At 68.6% G+C, this 16,842-nt stretch carries 14 protein-coding genes and 1 pseudogene; 9 read left to right on the forward strand and 6 right to left on the reverse strand.

Features of this window, described 5'->3' with window-relative positions:
* Positions 1-94 precede the first annotated feature (94 nt).
* Positions 95-2,911, reverse strand: coding sequence for a phosphoenolpyruvate carboxylase (gene ppc / locus B1A87_RS15265; protein ID WP_078029875.1), 2,817 nt, complete (start codon positions 2,909-2,911; stop codon positions 95-97).
* Positions 2,912-3,236: 325 nt separating this feature from the next.
* Here ppc and B1A87_RS15270 point away from each other — a divergent pair, with 325 nt between their 5' ends.
* Positions 3,237-4,061 (forward strand): DUF1684 domain-containing protein, encoded by an 825-nt coding sequence (locus B1A87_RS15270; RefSeq protein ID WP_078029874.1) that lies wholly within the window; start codon positions 3,237-3,239, stop codon positions 4,059-4,061.
* 20 nt (positions 4,062-4,081) lie between these two features.
* Here the strand turns inward: B1A87_RS15270 and B1A87_RS15275 are convergent, their stop codons facing one another.
* Positions 4,082-5,284: an acyl-CoA dehydrogenase family protein gene (locus B1A87_RS15275; RefSeq protein WP_144275834.1), complete on the reverse strand. Its 1,203-nt coding sequence runs from the start codon at positions 5,282-5,284 to the stop codon at positions 4,082-4,084.
* Positions 5,281-6,075 (reverse strand): SDR family NAD(P)-dependent oxidoreductase, encoded by a 795-nt coding sequence (locus B1A87_RS15280; protein WP_078029872.1) that lies wholly within the window; start codon positions 6,073-6,075, stop codon positions 5,281-5,283. Before B1A87_RS15280 ends, B1A87_RS15275 begins: the two co-directional genes overlap by 4 nt.
* Positions 6,076-6,199: 124 nt before the next feature.
* Between B1A87_RS15280 and B1A87_RS15285 the strand changes: the two genes are divergently transcribed.
* The 6 genes and pseudogenes from B1A87_RS15285 to B1A87_RS25085 all read left to right on the forward strand — a co-directional run bounded on the left by B1A87_RS15285 (position 6,200) and on the right by B1A87_RS25085 (position 13,446).
* On the forward strand, positions 6,200-7,495 hold the full coding sequence (locus B1A87_RS15285; RefSeq protein WP_144275915.1) for a glycoside hydrolase family 76 protein: 1,296 nt from the start codon (positions 6,200-6,202) through the stop codon (positions 7,493-7,495).
* 142 nt (positions 7,496-7,637) lie between these two features.
* Positions 7,638-8,684 (forward strand): iron ABC transporter substrate-binding protein, encoded by a 1,047-nt coding sequence (locus B1A87_RS15290; protein WP_078029871.1) that lies wholly within the window; start codon positions 7,638-7,640, stop codon positions 8,682-8,684.
* 4 nt (positions 8,685-8,688) lie between these two features.
* Entirely contained in the window at positions 8,689-10,281 is a 1,593-nt protein-coding gene (locus tag B1A87_RS15295) for an iron ABC transporter permease (protein ID WP_185982342.1), read from the forward strand.
* Positions 10,278-11,444: pseudogene (locus B1A87_RS15300) on the forward strand (ABC transporter ATP-binding protein). Before B1A87_RS15295 ends, B1A87_RS15300 begins: the two are co-directional and overlap by 4 nt.
* A gap of 96 nt (positions 11,445-11,540) precedes the next feature.
* Complete coding sequence (locus B1A87_RS15305; protein WP_144275835.1) at positions 11,541-12,548, forward strand: glycogen debranching N-terminal domain-containing protein; 1,008 nt, start codon at positions 11,541-11,543, stop codon at positions 12,546-12,548.
* On the forward strand, positions 12,541-13,446 hold the full coding sequence (locus tag B1A87_RS25085; protein WP_395940275.1) for an amylo-alpha-1,6-glucosidase: 906 nt from the start codon (positions 12,541-12,543) through the stop codon (positions 13,444-13,446). The genes B1A87_RS15305 and B1A87_RS25085 overlap by 8 nt, the downstream gene beginning before the upstream one ends.
* A gap of 19 nt (positions 13,447-13,465) precedes the next feature.
* Here B1A87_RS25085 and B1A87_RS15310 read toward each other — a convergent pair whose 3' ends face one another.
* Positions 13,466-14,890 (reverse strand): glycoside hydrolase family 32 protein, encoded by a 1,425-nt coding sequence (locus B1A87_RS15310; RefSeq protein WP_144275836.1) that lies wholly within the window; start codon positions 14,888-14,890, stop codon positions 13,466-13,468.
* A 21-nt stretch (positions 14,891-14,911) separates the two neighbouring features.
* Between B1A87_RS15310 and B1A87_RS24085 the strand changes: the two genes are divergently transcribed.
* On the forward strand, positions 14,912-15,034 hold the full coding sequence (locus B1A87_RS24085; RefSeq protein WP_260680883.1) for a hypothetical protein: 123 nt from the start codon (positions 14,912-14,914) through the stop codon (positions 15,032-15,034).
* Here the strand turns inward: B1A87_RS24085 and B1A87_RS23100 are convergent.
* Entirely contained in the window at positions 15,021-15,173 is a 153-nt protein-coding gene (locus B1A87_RS23100; RefSeq protein WP_185982343.1) for a hypothetical protein, read from the reverse strand. The two genes, B1A87_RS24085 and B1A87_RS23100, sit on opposite strands and share 14 nt — an antisense overlap.
* A 66-nt stretch (positions 15,174-15,239) precedes the next feature.
* Positions 15,240-15,848 (reverse strand): YdeI family protein, encoded by a 609-nt coding sequence (locus B1A87_RS15315; protein WP_078029868.1) that lies wholly within the window; start codon positions 15,846-15,848, stop codon positions 15,240-15,242.
* Between the two features lie 83 nt (positions 15,849-15,931).
* Between B1A87_RS15315 and B1A87_RS15320 the strand changes: the two genes are divergently transcribed.
* Positions 15,932-16,672, forward strand: coding sequence for a VOC family protein (locus tag B1A87_RS15320; RefSeq protein WP_078029867.1), 741 nt, complete (start codon positions 15,932-15,934; stop codon positions 16,670-16,672).
* The last annotated feature ends 170 nt before the right edge of the window (positions 16,673-16,842 follow it).

Genomic DNA, 16,842 nt, shown 5'->3' on the forward strand with positions numbered 1-16,842 from the left:
GCCGCCGGGTGAGCCTGTCGAAACCCCGGTCTCGACAGGCTCGGCCAGCGGCCGACGGTCCCGGCAAGCACTGCCAGCGGCCCGGCGCCGGGGCTTAGCCGGTGTTGCGCAGGCCGGCCGCTACCCCGTTGACCGTGATCAGCATGGCCCGCTGCAGGCGTTCGTCGACCTCGGCGCCGGAGATGGTGCCGTCCTTCGCGCCTTCGCGCACGCGGCGCAGGAGTTCCACCTGGAGGTAGCTGATGGGGTCGAGGTACTGGTCGCGGATTTCCAGCGAACGCTTCAGCGTGGGCTGCGCATCGAGGAGCACGTTCTCGCCTGTGAGGTTCTGAATTTCGGCGACGGTGAGCGCGTACTCTTCCCGGATCGCCCGGAACAGGTGGTGCAGCTCCTCCGGAACGAGGGTGTCCACGTAGTAGCCGGCGATGTCCATATCGGTCTTGGCCAGGGTCATCTCCACGTTGGAGAGCACCGAGCGGAAGAAGTGCCAGCCGTGCATCATCTCCACGAGCTGGGCCGAGTTACCGGCTTCACGGGCAGCCCTCAGCCCGGAGCCCACGCCGAACCAGCCGGGCACGATCTGCCGCGACTGGGTCCAGCCGAACACCCACGGGATGGCCCGCAGGCCGCCGAGGCCGGCACCGGAGTCCGGGCGCTTGGACGGGCGGGAACCGATGTTCAGCGAACCCAGCTGCTCCACCGGGGTGGAGGCCAGGAAGTACGCCGGCAGGTCCGGGTGGTCGATCAGGCTGCGGTAACGGGCAAAGGCGGCATCGGAGATGGTCTCCATGACGTGCCCGAACCGCTCGCGCTGGTCATCGGACGTGCGCGGGGTGCGGTGCAGGGCGGAACCCTGCATGACGGCGGCCAGCGACAACTCCAGGTTCTCGCGGGCCAGTTCCGGCAGCGAGTACTTGTCCGAGATGACCTCGCCCTGCTCGGTGAACTTGATTTCTCCTTCGAGCACTCCATTCGGCTGGGCCATGATGGCGTCGTACGTGGGCCCGCCGCCGCGGCCCACGGAGCCGCCGCGGCCGTGGAACAGTCGGACCCGGACGCCGTGCTTGGCCGCGATGTCGCGGAGCTTGCGCTGGGTCTTGTGGATCTCCCACTGGCTGGTCATTACGCCGGACTCCTTGTTGGAGTCCGAGTAGCCGAGCATGACTTCCTGGACGTCGCCGCGCAGCCGGACCAGCTCGCGGTAGGAGGGATCGGACAGCAGCTGGTCCACGATCTCCGCGGAGGCACGGAGCTCCTCCACGGTTTCGAGCAGCGGCGCGAAGCCGATCTTCGCGTACGGGGCGTCGCCGAAGAGGCTGACCAGGCCGGCTTCGCGGGCCAGGACGGCGGCGGCCAGGACGTCGTCGGCGCCGCGGGTCATGGAGATGATGTACGTTTCGATGACGTCGGGGCCGTACGTGCGCAGGGCGCGGCGGATCTCACGGAAGACGTCGTACGTGCCGTCAGCAACGCCGTCGAGCTTGATCGGGTGGCCGGAGAGCGGACGGCGGGACGCCAGTTCCGCGCTCAGCACCTCGAGGCGCTCGTCGCGGGTCAGTTCCGCGTACCGGATGCCCGGGCCGCCCAGGCGGTCCATCAGCTGCCCGACGGCGTCATGGTGGTGGTCGGCGTGCTCGCGGATGTCCAGCGTGGCCAGGTGCAGGCCGAAGGACGCGATGGCGCGCCGGACGCGGGCCAAGGCACCGTCTGCGGCGAGGGCCGCCGAGTGGTTGCGCAGCGAAAGTTCCAGCAGCTCAAGCTCCGAGATGAGTTCCTCGGTGGACGTGTAGTCCCGGCCCGGCTGGTGGGCAGAGCCTGCGGCCACGCGCTTGCCGGTGTTGATGAGTTTGGCCTTGATGCAGGTCAGCTTGAGCCGGTACGGCTCCTGGGCATTGAGCTCCAGGACGCGCCGGTCCAGGCCGGGCAGCTTCGCGAGGTCGGCGTCGATCGAGTCGAGCAGCACCTGGTCTGCGCCGGCCAGGGAGGTGGAGTTGGACAGGATGGAGATGAGCTCGTCCATCAGGGCGATGCTGAGCCGGACGGCGTGCTGGTTCTGCAGCTGCAGGATCTCGTGCGTGACCGCGGCAGTGACGTTCGGGTTGCCGTCCCGGTCCCCGCCGATCCACGAGCCGAACTTGATGGGCGCGTTCTGGGCCGGCAGGGTGACGCCGTGCTCGCCCAGCAGTTCGGACAGGTCCGTGAGCATCTCCGGAAGGGCGTCGGTGAGAATGCTGCTCAGGTAGTAGATGGCGTTGCGGGCCTCGTCCACCGGGGTGGGCCGGACCTGGCGGAGTTCGTCGGTCTGCCACATCTGGTCGATGATCTCGGACAGCTGGCGGTCCTGGCGGCGGCGGGCCGAGGTGCCTTCCTCGGTGGGCTCGGCCAGCACGTCGGAGAGCTTGCGGATCTTGTCCAGAACGGAGCGGCGCGAGGCCTCGGTGGGGTGCGCGGTGAAGATGGGGCGCACGTCCAGCTCGTTGACCACTTCCTGGAGCACCGCCGGGCCGGCCTGACCGGCGATGTCCGCCACGGCCTTGGCCAGCCAGCCGTCCTTCTCCTGCCGGGTGCGCAGGCCGCGGACCCGGTGGACCTGTTCGGCGGCGTTGGCCAGGTGGAAGTAGAAGGCAAAGGCCCGCACCAGGTCGGTTGCCTGCTCAAGCGGCAGGGAGGCGAGCAGCTCGCGGACCTGGGCAACGACGTCGTGCGCGCTCCACGGGCCCGTGGCGTCCGCTCCGCCGCGGGCGGCTTCCTTCGACTCCTTGGTGAGCAGGCGCACCTGTTCCACCAGTTCGAGGAGCTCCGGGCCGTGCTGGCGGACCAGCGATTCGCCCAGCAGGGTGGAGACGCGGCGCACGTCGGCGCGGAGTTCGGCGGCGAGATCTGTTTCTGAATTCAATGCAGTGTCAGCCATGGAAACTATCTTTCGAGGGTTCGGACTTGGCTCGTACACTGCGCTGGATACTGTGAGCCGGGTTACTTGTTCCTATGGGATGTTACCCGCAGCCGGCGGGACGCCGGGAATATGTCTCAGATGCTGTCCTGCCCTTGAACTCCGCCGGCCGGGCGCGGTAAGGGCCTGCGGGCAACATCATCGGGCGCGGGTAAATGCCCAATTCCAAGGCTACGCCGGCCGCCCGCGGCCAGGCAGCCCAAGGGGGCGGCGGCTGCGGAATGAAGTCCCGCCGTGGCGGGTTGACGCCTAAGCTGGCCAGAATGACACCCACCTTGGAGGAACCATGAGCACCGCACCGGACGCCCAGCTGGAACGCTGGCGCCGCTTCCGCAGCAGCCGCAACACCGCCCTCGCCGCGGACTACGGCTGGCTGACGCTGACATCGTTCCAGTGGCTGGAAAGCAAGCCGTCCGCCGTCGACCTCGCCCCCGGCCTGTGGTCAACGGACGGCACGACGGCGGCGCTCACCGCCGCGGCCTCGGACGGGCTCACGCTGGTGGAAACGGGGGAGCCCGTGGACGGCACCATCACTGCGCAGCTCGCGGACGAGGAGTCCCTGATGTGGGTGCAGTTCGGCGGCGGGGACGGCAAACAGGTGGTGGTGGAGCTGGCCATGCGGGCCGACAAGTACGCCATCCGCACCCGTGATTCGACGTCGCCGGTGTTCACCGGGTTCGACGGCGTGCCCACCTTTGATTACCGCCCGGACCTGGTGCTTGAGGCACGGTATGAGGCGTTTCCCAAGCCCGAGGACGTTCCGATCGCCACCGCGAACCCGCTGGTGGACGGCGTGCACCGGAGCGTCGGCGAGCTGGTGTTCCGGTTGCCCGGGAAGGACCACGAGTACCGGCTCCATGCCGAAGAGGAGAAGCTCGGCGCCCTGACCGTGACATTCCACGACGAAACCAACGGCGACACCACGGACGAGTGGCGGAAGGTCTCCACCACCCGGCCCAGGCCCGACGGAACCGTCATCCTGGACTTCAACCGGGCCATCAACTACCCCAGCGCCTTCACGCCCTACGGCACGTGCCCCATGCCGGTGAAGAACAACAGCCTGGACTTCCGCGTCGAAGCAGGCGAAAAGCAGCCCGCTCTCGGTGACTGAGCGCGAACGGACATGACGGCTCAGACGATCGCGGACACCCCGGTGACGGCGCGGCCCACGATGAGGGTGTTGATCTCGTAGGAGCCCTCGTACGTGTAGATGGCCTCGGCGTCGGCAAAGATCTTGGCCATCCGGTAGTCCGTGACGATCCCGTTGCCGCCCAGCAGGGATCGGCCCATCGCCACGGTTTCGCGCATCCGAGCCGAGGTGTAGGACTTGGCCAGGGCCACCTGCGCCATGTCGGCCGCGCCGCGGTCCTGCAGCTGCGCGATCCGCGCCATCATGCCCATGCTCGCCACGGCGTTCCCGAGCATGGTGACCAGCTGCTGCTGGATGAGCTGGAACTTCGCCAGCGGACGGCCAAACTGCTGGCGCTCGACGGCGTACCGCCGGGCGACGTCGAACGCCGCCAGCTGCTGCCCCACCGCCTGCCATGCCACCATGATCCGTGACCCGCGGAGCAGGGCGTTGGTGTCCTCGAAGCCGTTGATCCCGGCAAACCGGTCGGCCTCTCGGACGCGGACGTCCTCGAACACAATGTCCGCGTTCTGCACCGTGCGCAGCGCAATTTTGTTCTCGATCCGGCTCCGGCTCACTCCCGGCAGGCGGGCATCGACGATGAAGCCGCGGATGGCGCCGTCGGCCTCGTCCCTGGCCCACACCAGCATGTAGTCGCAGAACGTCCCGTTGCCGATCCAGCGCTTGGCGCCGTTGAGCACCCAGCAGTCGCCGCCGTCGGCAGCCCCGGCCGGGGCCGACACCCGGCGCGCCCGGGTTTCCATGCCGCCGGCGACGTCCGAGCCGTGCTCCGGTTCAGTAAGGGCGAAAGCCCCGGTGGTCCGCAGGTTTGAAGCGTCGTCCAGCAGCCGGTTCCGCTGTCTCTTATACACATCTAGATGTGTATAAGAGACAGGATCATGATGGACCAGGAAGAACGTGGCGATCGAGGTGTCCACGCGCGTCATTTCCGCGATCACCAGCCCGGCAAACAGATGGCTGTAGCCGCGCTGTGCCGGCGTGCTCAGCTCCAGGGCTGCGAGCTTCGGCAGGATGTGCGCGGGGAACTCGGCCTTGTTCCACCACTCCCCCGCGTACGGTGCGATCTCGGCGGCCAGGAATTTTCGCAGCTCCTGGAGTTTCCGCTGTTCGGCGGCGCTGAGCATTGACTCGTAGTCGAAGAAGTCGGCGGTGGGCAGCGCCTCCACGCCGGTGGCCTGCGTCATTTCGGGCCCATCCGGATGGCGCCGTCGAGCCGGATGGTTTCGCCGTTGAGCATGGCGTTGTCCACGACGTGCGCGGCGAGGTTGGCGTACTCGGCCGGCCGGCCCAGGCGGGACGGATGCGGCACCTGCTTCCCCAACGAATCCTGGGCTTCCTGCGGCAGGCCGGCCATCATGGGCGTCTCGAAGATGCCCGGCGCGATGGTCACCACCCGGATCAGCGAGCGGGCCAGTTCGCGGGCCAGCGGCAGCGTCATGGCCGCCACCGCACCCTTCGACGCGGCATAGGCCGGCTGGCCGATCTGGCCGTCGAACGCGGCGACGGAGGCCGTGTTGATGATGACGCCCCGTTCCTCCCCGCCCAGTTCCGTGACGGCGGGTTCCGTTGCGGCCATCGCCGCGGCGGCCAGCCGGATGACGTTGAAGGTGCCCACCAGGTTGATCTGGATGACGCGGTTGAAGGTTTCCAGCGGCAGGACGCCGTCGCGCCCCAGGACCTTCCCGGGCGTGGCCACGCCGGCGCAGTTCACCACGATCCGCAGCGGACCCAGTTCTGCCGCGGCGTCGACGGCGGCCTGCACCTGTTCCTCGTTGGTCACGTCAGCGGGAACAAAGACGGCAGTGTTTCCGGCGGCCGCGCCGGCGTTCAGTTCGTCGGCGTACGCGGCGCCGGCCGAGGACCCCAGGTCCGCGAGGACGACGGACGCACCGGCGTCGAACAGCCTCCGGGCCGTGGCAGCGCCCAGGCCGGACGCCCCGCCCGTGATCAGCGCGACGGAACCCTTGATGTCCATACATCCTCCTTGATGTGGAACCGGCCACCGGCCGCGAACATTAGTTAGTGAATGTTAACTGAAAGCCCGCCCGGGTGCACACCCTGGCCCCGCGGTTGCCGCCATTCGCTAGGCTGGCCACATGATGCAGCCCGACGCGGAGTCCACCGGCCCGGCGGCGGCACACCAGGAACAGCGTGAACCTGACTCCGCCGCCCCGGAGTGGGCAGAGCGCGCCAACGCGGCCGCCCGCTCGGTCAGCAGGCTGTTCGGCCAGCGCCTGTTCTTCCTGCCCGGGACCCACATCGCCGCCATCCTCCGGCCCTCCGGCCGCCTCAAAAACCTCGCCCGCCCCTGGCACTACTGGTGGCAGGCGCACTACCTGGACTGCCTCGTGGACACCGGCCGCCGTGAACTCGGGACCACGGGGCAGCCGCCGGCAAAGTTCGACGGCGAACGCCGCCCCAGCGCGGGCCGGCTCGCTTCGCGGCTTGTCACGGGGATCCGGCTGCGCAACTTCCTGTCGTACGTCAACAGCTACTACGACGACATGGCCTGGCTGGCACTGGCCACCCTTCGGCTGGAGCAGCTGGCGGCGGAGAGCCGCAGGCCGGGCCGCCGGCGCCACGGCCGCATCCGGAAGAGCCTGACACTGCAGTTCGATTCGGCCTCGACGGACGACCTTGGCGGCGGAACATTCTGGAGCACAAAGAGGGACTTCAAGAACACCCCGGCCACGGCACCGGTGGCGCTGTACTACGCACGGACCGGCAACCCGGCCAGGGCACAGGCGCTGCTGGACTGGCTCGACGCCAAGCTTTTCGACCCCGTCCGCGGCCTCTACCAGGACGGCCTCCGGATCAACGCGGCGGGCGAGGCCTTCCTGGTGGACACCATTTACACCTACAACCAGGGCCCGGTCCTCGGCGCCCTGCTGGAACTCGGCGGCACCGCCAACCTGGCGCGGGCGGCGGAAGTGGTGGAAGCCGTGGCACGGCACCTCACCCTCCCCGGATCCGGCGCAACGGACCCCGGCACCTCCGGCACCTCCGGCGCCGCCGTCCTCCGCTGTGACGGAATGGGCGACGGCGGCCTGTTCACGGGGATTCTGACGCGGTACCTGGCGCTCGCCGCCCGCGACGGACGCCTGCCGGAGGCGACCCGCGCTACCGCCGCGCGCCTGGTCACGGACACTGCCGAGGCGTTCTGGGCCGGCCGGCGGACCGTTTCCGCCGGCGAGGCACTGGCGAAACGCGGCAGCGCGGACCTTCTGGTCTTCTCGTCCGAGCCGGCACTGCCCGCAAGGGACGCTTATCCGCCGGGCACCGCCGTCGAGCTTTCCACCCAGCTCCAGGCATGGATGACGCTCGAAGCGGCGGCGGCCATCGCCGCCGCCCGCACTAGCCTCGGGAACCAATTACGGCACGCAATAGTTACGTAATTGATGTGATCCTCGTCACTTAAGGCCTCCGCGGCTTGGATGCTTAGGTTTGGCTAACCTACAGTTTTCGAAGTGAGCTTCACCTAACTTCCCCAGCTCACCCGGACCCCGGTCCACCAGACTTTTGCAGAAAGAAGCCCCGATGAAGATCCGCAACAATGCGCTGGCCGGCATCGCACTCGCAGCCACCGCAGCCCTCGGACTGTCGGCCTGCGGCGGCTCCCCCGCCCCCGCCGGCTCCGGCACCGCAGCAGCTGCCAACGGCGAGATCACGGTCTACAACGCCCAGCACGAAAGCCTCACCCAGGAATGGGTGGACGAGTTCACCAAGGAAACCGGCGTCAAGGTCACCCTGCGCCAGGGCGACGACACCGAGATGTCCAACCAGATCGTCCAGGAAGGCCAGGCCTCGCCGGCGGACGTTTTCCTCACGGAGAACTCCCCCGCCATGGCCCAGGTGGAGAACGCCGGGCTGTTCGCTGACGTGGACAAGGACACTGTCGCCCAGGTTCCCGAAGCGTTCCGCCCGAGCACCAACAAGTGGACCGGCATCGCCGCCCGCTCCACCGTCCTGGTCTATGACAAGACCAAGCTCACCGAAGACAAGCTGCCCAAGTCCATGCTGGACCTGGCCAAGCCGGAGTGGAAGGGCAAGTGGGCCGCTTCACCGTCCGGCGCCGACTTCCAGGCCATCGTTGCCGCCCTGGTCGAGCTCAAGGGCGAGGCTGCCGCCGAAGAGTGGCTCAAGGGCATGAAGGACAACGCCAAGGTCTACAAGGGCAACAGCACCGCCATGAAGGCCGTCAACGCCGGCGAGGTGGAATCCGCGCTGATCTACCACTACTACTACTACGGCGACCAGGCCAAGACCGGTGAGAACTCGAAGAACGTCTCGCCGTACTACTTCAAGAACCAGGACCCGGGCGCTTTCCTCTCCGTCTCCGGCGGCGGTGTGCTGAAATCCTCGAAGAACGCCGAGAAGGCCCAGGCCTTCCTGAAGTTCATCACGGGCAAGAAGGGCCAGGAGATCCTGCAGAAGGGCACGTCCTTCGAGTACGCGATCGCTTCGGACGTCCCGGCCAACGAGAAGCTGGTCCCCATCAAGGACCTCCAGGCCCCCACCGTGGACCCGGCCAAGCTCAACTCCCAGAAGGTCACCGAACAGATGACCAAGGCAGGACTGCTGTAATTCCGTGATCACCGATCCATCGGCGCCGGAGATTTCCGGAAGCACGACGACGGCGGGCCGGGGTAAACGCCCCCGCCCGCCTTTCGGCGTTTCCGCCGTAGCTGTCCTCGCAGTGCTGATCGCGCTGTTTTCCCTCGTCCCGCTGGGGTACGTCGCCTTCATGACGGCCGCAACCGGCTGGGACACGGCGGCGGCGCTGATCTTCCGGCCGCGCGTCGGGGAGCTGCTGCTGAACACGGTCCTGCTGATCACCATCACCGTGCCGCTGTGCCTGGTCCTTGGTGTGGGCGGCGCCTGGCTCGTAGAGCGGACCACGCTCCGCGGCCACAAGATCTGGGCGGTGCTCCTCGCGGCCCCGCTGGCCATTCCTGCCTTCGTGAACAGCTATGCGTGGGTGTCCGCCGTGCCGTCGCTCGAGGGCCTGTCCTCCGGCGTGCTGATCGCCACCCTGTCCTACTTCCCGCTCGTCTACATCCCGGCCGCAGCGACCCTCAGCCGGCTTGATCCCGCGGTGGAACAGTCCGCGGCGTCGCTGGGGCTCGGCGCCTGGCGGTCCTTCTTCCGCGTGGTCCTGCCGCAGCTGCGGATCGCCATGACCGGCGGCGCCCTCCTGGTGTCGCTGCACCTTCTCGCCGAGTACGGCGCCTTCGCCATGATCCGGTTCGACACGTTCACCACGGCGATCATGGTGCAGTACCGCTCCACGTTCAACGGCACGGCCGGAAACATGCTGGCCAGCGTGCTCGTGTTCTTCTGCCTCATCCTGCTGCTGGCCGAGGTCCGGAGCCGGGGCAACGCGCGGTACGCGAGGGTGGGCTCGGGCGCCCAGGCCAAGGCGCTCAGGCTTCCGCTGCACGCCTACCAGCTCCCGGCCCAGCTCTTCCTGCTCGCGCTCACCGCCTTGGCGTTCGGGCTGCCGCTGGTCTTCGTCCTCCGCTGGATTGTCGCGGGCGGCGCGGACATCTGGACCGCCGACGAATTCGTCCCCGCCCTCGTGCAGACCCTCGGCTACGGCCTGGCCGGCGCCGTCGTCACCACCGTCGTCGCGTTCCCCATGGCGTATCTTGCCGTGCGGCACGCCGGCTGGTTCAGCAAGGCACTGGAGCTGTCCAACTACGTCACGAGTTCCATGCCCGGCATCGTGGTGGGCCTGGCCTTCGTCACCGTCAGCATCCGGCTGGTCCCCGGCGTGTACCAGACGTCAGGCGTCCTGATCGCGGCCTACGTGCTCCTGTTCCTGCCCCGGGCACTGGTGAACATCCGGGCCGGGCTGGCGCAGGCACCGAAGGAGCTGGACGAGGCGGCGCAGGTCCTGGGCAGCCCGCCGCTGCTGTCCTTCCTCCGCGTGACGCTCCGGCTGACCGCCCCGGCGGCGGCGGGCGGCGCGGCGCTGGTCTTCCTGGCCATCGCCAACGAGCTCACCGCAACGCTGCTTCTCTCCCCCAACGGCACGAGGACGCTCGCCACGGAATTTTGGAGCAAGAGCAGCGAAATCGACTACGCCGGCGCCGCTCCCTATGCCCTGCTGATGATCGTGATCTCGGCACCCATGACCTATTTGCTCTTCCAGCAGTCCAAGAAAGTAGCGGGACAGTGACCGAACAATCCCCGTCCAGGCTCCCGGTACCACGGGTCTCAGCCTCCGTGGCGCCCAGCACCAACAGCCACCTGGAGATCGATTCGGTCACCAAGGATTTCGGTTCCCAGGCCGTCCTCAAGGGCGTCAACCTGTCCGTGGCCAAGGGCGGGACCACCGCCATCGTGGGTCCCTCCGGTTCCGGCAAGACCACGCTGCTCCGGCTGATCGCCGGCTTCGAACACCCCGGCACCGGCACCATCCTGCTCAACGGCAGCCCGGTGGCGGGCAACGGCGTGTGGAAGCCGGCGCACAAGCGCCACGTCGGATACGTGGCCCAGGACGGCGCCCTGTTCCCGCACCTGACCGTGGGCCAGAACATCGCCTTCGGGCTCAGCGCCGCAAAGCTCGACGGCGGCCGGCGCGCGGTCGCTGCCCGCGTCAATGACCTGCTGGAAATGGTCTCCTGGACACCGCCATGGCCAAGCGGCTGTCTCTTATACACATCTAGATGTGTATAAGAGACAGGGGGCGCACTGGCCCGGGCGCTGGCCCGCGAGCCCGAGCTCATGCTCCTGGACGAGCCGTTTTCCGCCCTGGACGCGGGCCTGAGGGTCGCAACCCGCCGGGCCGTGGCCAAGGTCCTCAACGAGGCCGGCGTCACCACCATCCTGGTGACCCACGACCAGGCCGAAGCCCTGTCCTTCGCCGACCAGGTCGCGGTCATGCGCGGCGGCAAGCTGGCGCAGATCGGCAACCCGTTCGTCGTCTACACCCGCCCGGCGGACCGTGCCACTGCCGAATTCCTGGGCGACGCCGTGATCCTCGACGCCTGGATGGAAGGCTCCCTGGCCACATGCTCACTGGGCGGCATCCCGGTCCGGCGCCCGCCGGCACAGGGCCGCGTCCAGCTGATGCTCCGCCCCGAGCAGATCCGCATTTCCGAGGACGGGCCCATCCGCGGGGTGGTGGTGGACACCGACTACTTCGGCCCCGAGACCACCGTGCGGCTGAAGCTGGCCGTGCCGCCGCAGCTCGCCGGAGCCATGAAGGACCACCGCTACCCCGGCGGCGGCGAAGTGATCACCATCCGGCACTGGAACGCGTCCATCGCCCAGCCCGGCACCGAACTGTGCCTGCGCGTGGTGGGCGAAGCCGTGGCCTTCCCGATCGACGCCGACTGAGCCCTGCGCCGCTGATTGGGCACGCCGCTGGGCCCTGCGCCGCTGATTGAGCCTGTCGAAATCCCGGCCTCCAAGCGTCACGCGTAGGCTGGGCGCATGAGTGTTCAGCCGGGTCTTCACCGTCAGTACTGTTCAGTTGCCGCTCCTACCCAGCTGTGGCTGGACGCCGACGGCCGGCTCTCCGGAGGCCCCACGTTCACGGGGCTCCTGCACGGCGACACCCGGATGCTCTGCCGGGCGGCCGTCACCGTCAACGGCATGGAGCCGGAGCAGGTGTCGGTGGACCCGGCCCCGGGCGGCGTCCTGCGGGTTCGGGGACTCATCAGGGGGATCGCCGGGCACACGGCGGATCCCGCCGTCGAACTCCTGCAGACCTGGACCGTCACTCCCGGTGTGGTCCGGCACGCGCTGCGGATCAGTACGTCCCTCGAGGAGATCGACGTCGAACTCGGCTTCGAGCTCGACGCAGACTTCACCGACATGGCCGGCATCCGGCCTGTCTCTTATACACATCTAGATGTGTATAAGAGACACCCGTGGCGGATGACGCCGTGCTGCGCTGGCACGACGACGGCCGGAACCTCACCGTCTCGGCCCCCGGCAGCACGGGGCCGGGCCGGCAGCTGCTGTGGCGCGGCACCGCGGGCCGCGGACGGCCCTACGAGGCCGAATGGCAAGCCGTGCTGGATGACCACGGCGGCGCCGTGGTGGCCGCCGCGCCTTCCTCGCTCACGTTTCCGGCCCACGCTGTGCCTTCCGGTCCGCTGCAGTCGCTCCTCGAAAATTCGCTGGACGAGCTGGACGGCCTGCGCCTTGCCACCCGCCAGCTGCCCGACGCCCCTTCATCGCCGCCGGCGCACCGTGGTACTTCACGCTGTTCGGCCGGGACTCGCTGTGGGCCGCCCGCATGCTGCTGCCGCTCGACGCCGCGCTGGCGGCGGGCACGCCCGCGCCCTGGCGGAATTCCAGGGCACCACGTCGGATCCGGAGGCAGCGGAGGAACCCGGCAAGATCCTGCACGAGCTGCGCTCCAAGGAACTCGTACTGGAGAGCGAGGGGCTCCGCCTCCCTCCCTGTCTCTTATACACATCTAGATGTGTATAAGAGACAGCTTCTGTGGCTGTGCCTTCTGTCCGAGCTGTGGCACACGGGCAAGGCCGACGACGCCGTCCGAGCCCTGCTGCCGAACGCCCGCCAGGCCGCGGCGTGGCTGCTCTCGGCCGCCAACCCCGGCGGAGCGGCGGGAAGCTCCGGTTTCCTGACGTACCAGGACCCCACCGGCCATGGCCTGAGCAACCAGGGCTGGAAGGACTCGGCGGATGCCATGCAGTTCCGCGACGGACGGCTGGCCGACGGACCCATCGCCCTCGCGGAAGTGCAGGCCTACGCCTACCAGGCCGCCCTGGCCACGGCGGAGCTCTTGGACGCCACCGACGCGGACGCAGGGGGCTCCACCGCCGGTGACCTGCGGGACTTCGCCGCCGCCCTGCAGCAGCGGTTCCGCGAGCGCTTCTGGGTGGAAGACGCCGCCGGCAGTTTTCCGGCCATGGCGCTGGACGGCGGCGGCGTGCCGCTGGACATCCCGGGATCCAACATGGGCCACCTCCTCGGCACGGGCATCCTGTCCCCGGAGGAGGCGCGCCTCGTGGCGGCGCGGCTGCTCAGCCCGGAGTTGTTCACCGGTTACGGCATCCACACACTGTCCAACCGGGCGGCCGGCTTCTGGCCCTACAGCTACCACTGCGGCTCGGTGTGGAGCCACGACACCGCCATCGCCATCCGCGGGCTCCTCGCCGACGGTTTCACGGCAGAGGCCCGCACGCTCGCGGACGGGCTGCTGACGGCCTCGGAGTCCTTCGGGCACCGCCTGCCGGAGCTGTTCGCCGGCGCACCCGCGTCCCAATCCGGCCACGCGGTGCCCTACCCGGCATCGTGCCATCCGCAGGCGTGGTCCTCGGCCTCGGCCGTGGTGGTGGCCCAGGCCCTCGGCGCGCTGGCCTGACGGAACCGCCGCACCCGCGCTACCTGGCGGTGGCCAGCGGCGTGTACTTGAAGGACTTCAGGGTGACGTTGCCACCGGTGGTGGCAATCTTGAGCGTGTGCTGTCCCTCCCGGGGGAACACCAAGGAGGTCAGGGTCTGCTCGCCGCCGTTGACGAACACCTCAACCGAGGAATAGTCCACGAACACGGTCAGCTCCACGCTCCCCCGGCCGGCGGCGGTTGAGCCGCGGGGCGGACTGTGGGCGGTTCTCCGGTCCATGAAGACCGGGCCCAGCGCCTCCGCACCGGGCACCACCGCGGCCCTGGACAGCGACGCCGTGCCCTCCGCGAAGTTGTACCCGATCGTGGCGAAGTCCGCCGAGCCGCTGCCCAGCTTCAGGAGTGCCTCCGTGCCGTCGTCGGCCTGCGTCCTTTCGAGGGTGACGTCCAGCCGGTAGGCACCGCTGCCGGGGACGGGAAGGTCCCCTGCGCCGCCGGGAGTGACGGGCCTGCTGCCCGCTGTCGTGGCGGCGCCTTCCAGGGTTGCCATGGCGCCGGTAGGCGCGGACACGAGGGAGGGTCTGCCCTGGACGGTCTTGAGGCGGATGTCCCGCACGATCGAGTCGGCGCCGCCCTGCCAGTCGGTGGTCGGCAGCTGGCGGGCGTACGTCCAGTTGTTCATCCAGCCGATGGCGTGCCGGGAGGCCGTCCGTTGGTTGTCCGGAAGGCGGGGATCATCCCAGGTGACGGCAGCGTAGAAGTCGGATCCGGCGTCGAGCCACTGATGCTTCCCGTCAGCCGGCGTGAACGTGGTCCCGTCCCAGGTTCCGGTCCAGTACGCCACGCCCGTGGTCCGCCCCTCGCCGGATCCGTTGGCGCTCGCGGCCAGGACCCAGGTGCGCTTGGCGGGGTCGCCGTCGACGTCCAGCTGGAAAAGATCCGGGCATTCGAGGATGCCCAGGCCCTTGCGCTCAAAGCCGGAGGCGTAGCGCCAGTCCTTCAGGTCGCGCGAGGTGTACAGGCCGATTTTCCCGCCTTCGGCCAGGGCCATGACCCACTGGCCCCTGGCCTCGTCGCGGATGATTTTCGGGTCGCGCCAGTGTTCCTTGCCCGGGTTGTCCATCACGGGATTCCGGTCATACGGCTTGAACGTGTAGCCCTTGTCCGTGGAGTAATACAGGGACTGGCGCTGAATGCCCTTGTCCTGCTGCGTCATCACCGCCACCACTGCGCCTTTGCCGAACCCTGCCGTGTTGTCCTGGTCCACCACGGCGCTGCCTGTTTCGATGTCGCCCAGGCCGTTCTTGAACTTCTCGATGGCCACGCCCTCGTCCTTCCAGTGCACCAGATCGGTGCTGGTGACGTGGTACCACTCGGTGCCGTTACCCTCCGGGTGGTCGGCGTTGTAAAGGTAGTAGTAGTGCCACACCCCGTCCAGCATGAACGGCCGCTGTGGATCGTTCATCCATTCCTTCGCGGGGGTCAGGTGGTAGCCGGGGCGGAACTGGGAGGCCCCCTCCGGCCTGGCGAACGACTGCTGGGCGGGCGCCGGCGGCGGCCCGGACGGCGGGGCCCCCGCCCCGCCCTATACACATCTAGATGTGTATAAGAGACAGGCCCTGCCCCTGCCCTGGCCCGGAGCCGGCCAGGCCGACCGCAACCGTGACAGCCAGCACCAGCGTGAGTGCCGCCGCCACCGCAATCCCGGTGGCACGCGGGCTGAGCCTGCGTAGGGAAAACCTCTGCATGTCCGCCGATCGTGTTGGGAGTGGCATCAATTTTACCGCGCCGCAGCAGTCTCTTCCGGTTCGCTGTCAGGCCCCCGCCCGGTCCGCAGGGCGTTTCTTCTGCGGATACGGCGTCTCGCCCCGCGCCAGCATCTCCACGAAGCCCGCAATTTTGCGTTCCCGGGTGGATGCCTGCTTCACCGAGTTGGTGCGGTAGATCAGGGCGTAGCGGTTGACGGACGTCAGGACGTCGAACATGGCCTGGGCCTCCGGGACGGCCGCAATCGCGGCGGCAAGATCGGCCGGGACTTCCGCCGTCGCCTGCCCCGAATACGCGGCTTCCCAGCGGCCGTCCGCCTTGGCGGCTTCGACGGCGGTCCGGCCCGCCGCGGTCATCCTGCCCGCGGCTTCGAGTTTCTCGATGCGGTCCACGTTCCGTGCGGACCAGACGCTCTTTGGCCCGCGGCGCGTCATCCGCTGGAACGAGCTGTCGTCGTCGCGCCGCCTGCCCTGACCGTCGATCCAGCCGAAGCAGAGTGCTTCATTGAGGGCAGCTTCGTAGTCCAGTTCCGTGGTGCTGCCGCCCTTCTTGTGCAGCACCAGCCACACGCCCGGACTGGTGTCATGGTGCTGTTCGAGCCACGTGCGCCATTCAGCAGCATCCTTGACCAGGAGTTCGTCGAGTTCAACAGCCATGCGCCTATTCTGCCCCCGGTGCCGGACGAATCAAGTCGTGGCATCATGGCCATGACGGCGCTTTCCGAATCCGAGGAGACCCCATGCTGCGTGCCCGCCCCGTTCATTTCACCTCCCGGATGGAACCGTGGGAGCGGCTCCTCACGGACCTGGGCATGGTCAAGACCTTGGACGACGACTCCTGGAAAGAGTTCGACGCCTGGTCAGGCCGGCTGGCGCTCCAGCACACCCCGGCCGGCACCGCGGAGGACGGCATCACCTCCTTCGGGGTGGAAGTGGGCGACCCCGAGGAGTTCGCCCGGCGCACCAACCTGGCGGGCGCGGAAACGGGGACCACGCCTGCCGAGCTCGTACCGCCGGACATCGGCGATTCCTGCCGGATCACCGGGGTGGACGGCTTCAGCTTCCTGGCGGACAAGGCCGCCCACAACGTCCAGTGTGCCGGCGCCGACCCGGCGCTGAAGGTGGTGGCGGTCTGGTTCACCGAGGATGCCGCGGCGGCGGCCGGTACGCTGCGGAGCATCGGCGCCCGGTTCCGCCCCGTGCCCGACGACGACGAAACGGCCGACTTCACCGCCAAGAACGGCGGGGTGCTGATGGTGCGTCCGGGTTCCGGACCGGCGCGGTCCGGCTTCGGTTTTGAGTACGACGGCGATCTGGACGCCTTGCGTGAGCGGCTCACCGCCGCAGGGCACCAGGTCACGATGACGGAGGAGGCGTTCGGACGCACCCTTCACGTGGACAATCCGGATGCGGCCGGAAATGCCGCCCCCGGTTCCCACGTGCCGCCCACGCTGTGGGTGTCAGCCAGGCGTCCGGTGTAGCTCCGCGGTTCGAGGCGTGAGATCTCGGCACTTAGCTTGTGCCTAAGCGCCGGGATCTCACGCCTCGGTGACGGGCGTGCTGGTGGTGGACATGTCCGGGGACCACCTGCATGCCCCGGTCGGCGCTGTAAGCCATCCGCTAAGAGCTGAGATCTCACGCATCGGCGGCC

The organism is Arthrobacter sp. KBS0703 (genome assembly GCF_002008315.2).
Taxonomy (GTDB): Bacteria; Actinomycetota; Actinomycetes; order Actinomycetales; family Micrococcaceae; genus Arthrobacter.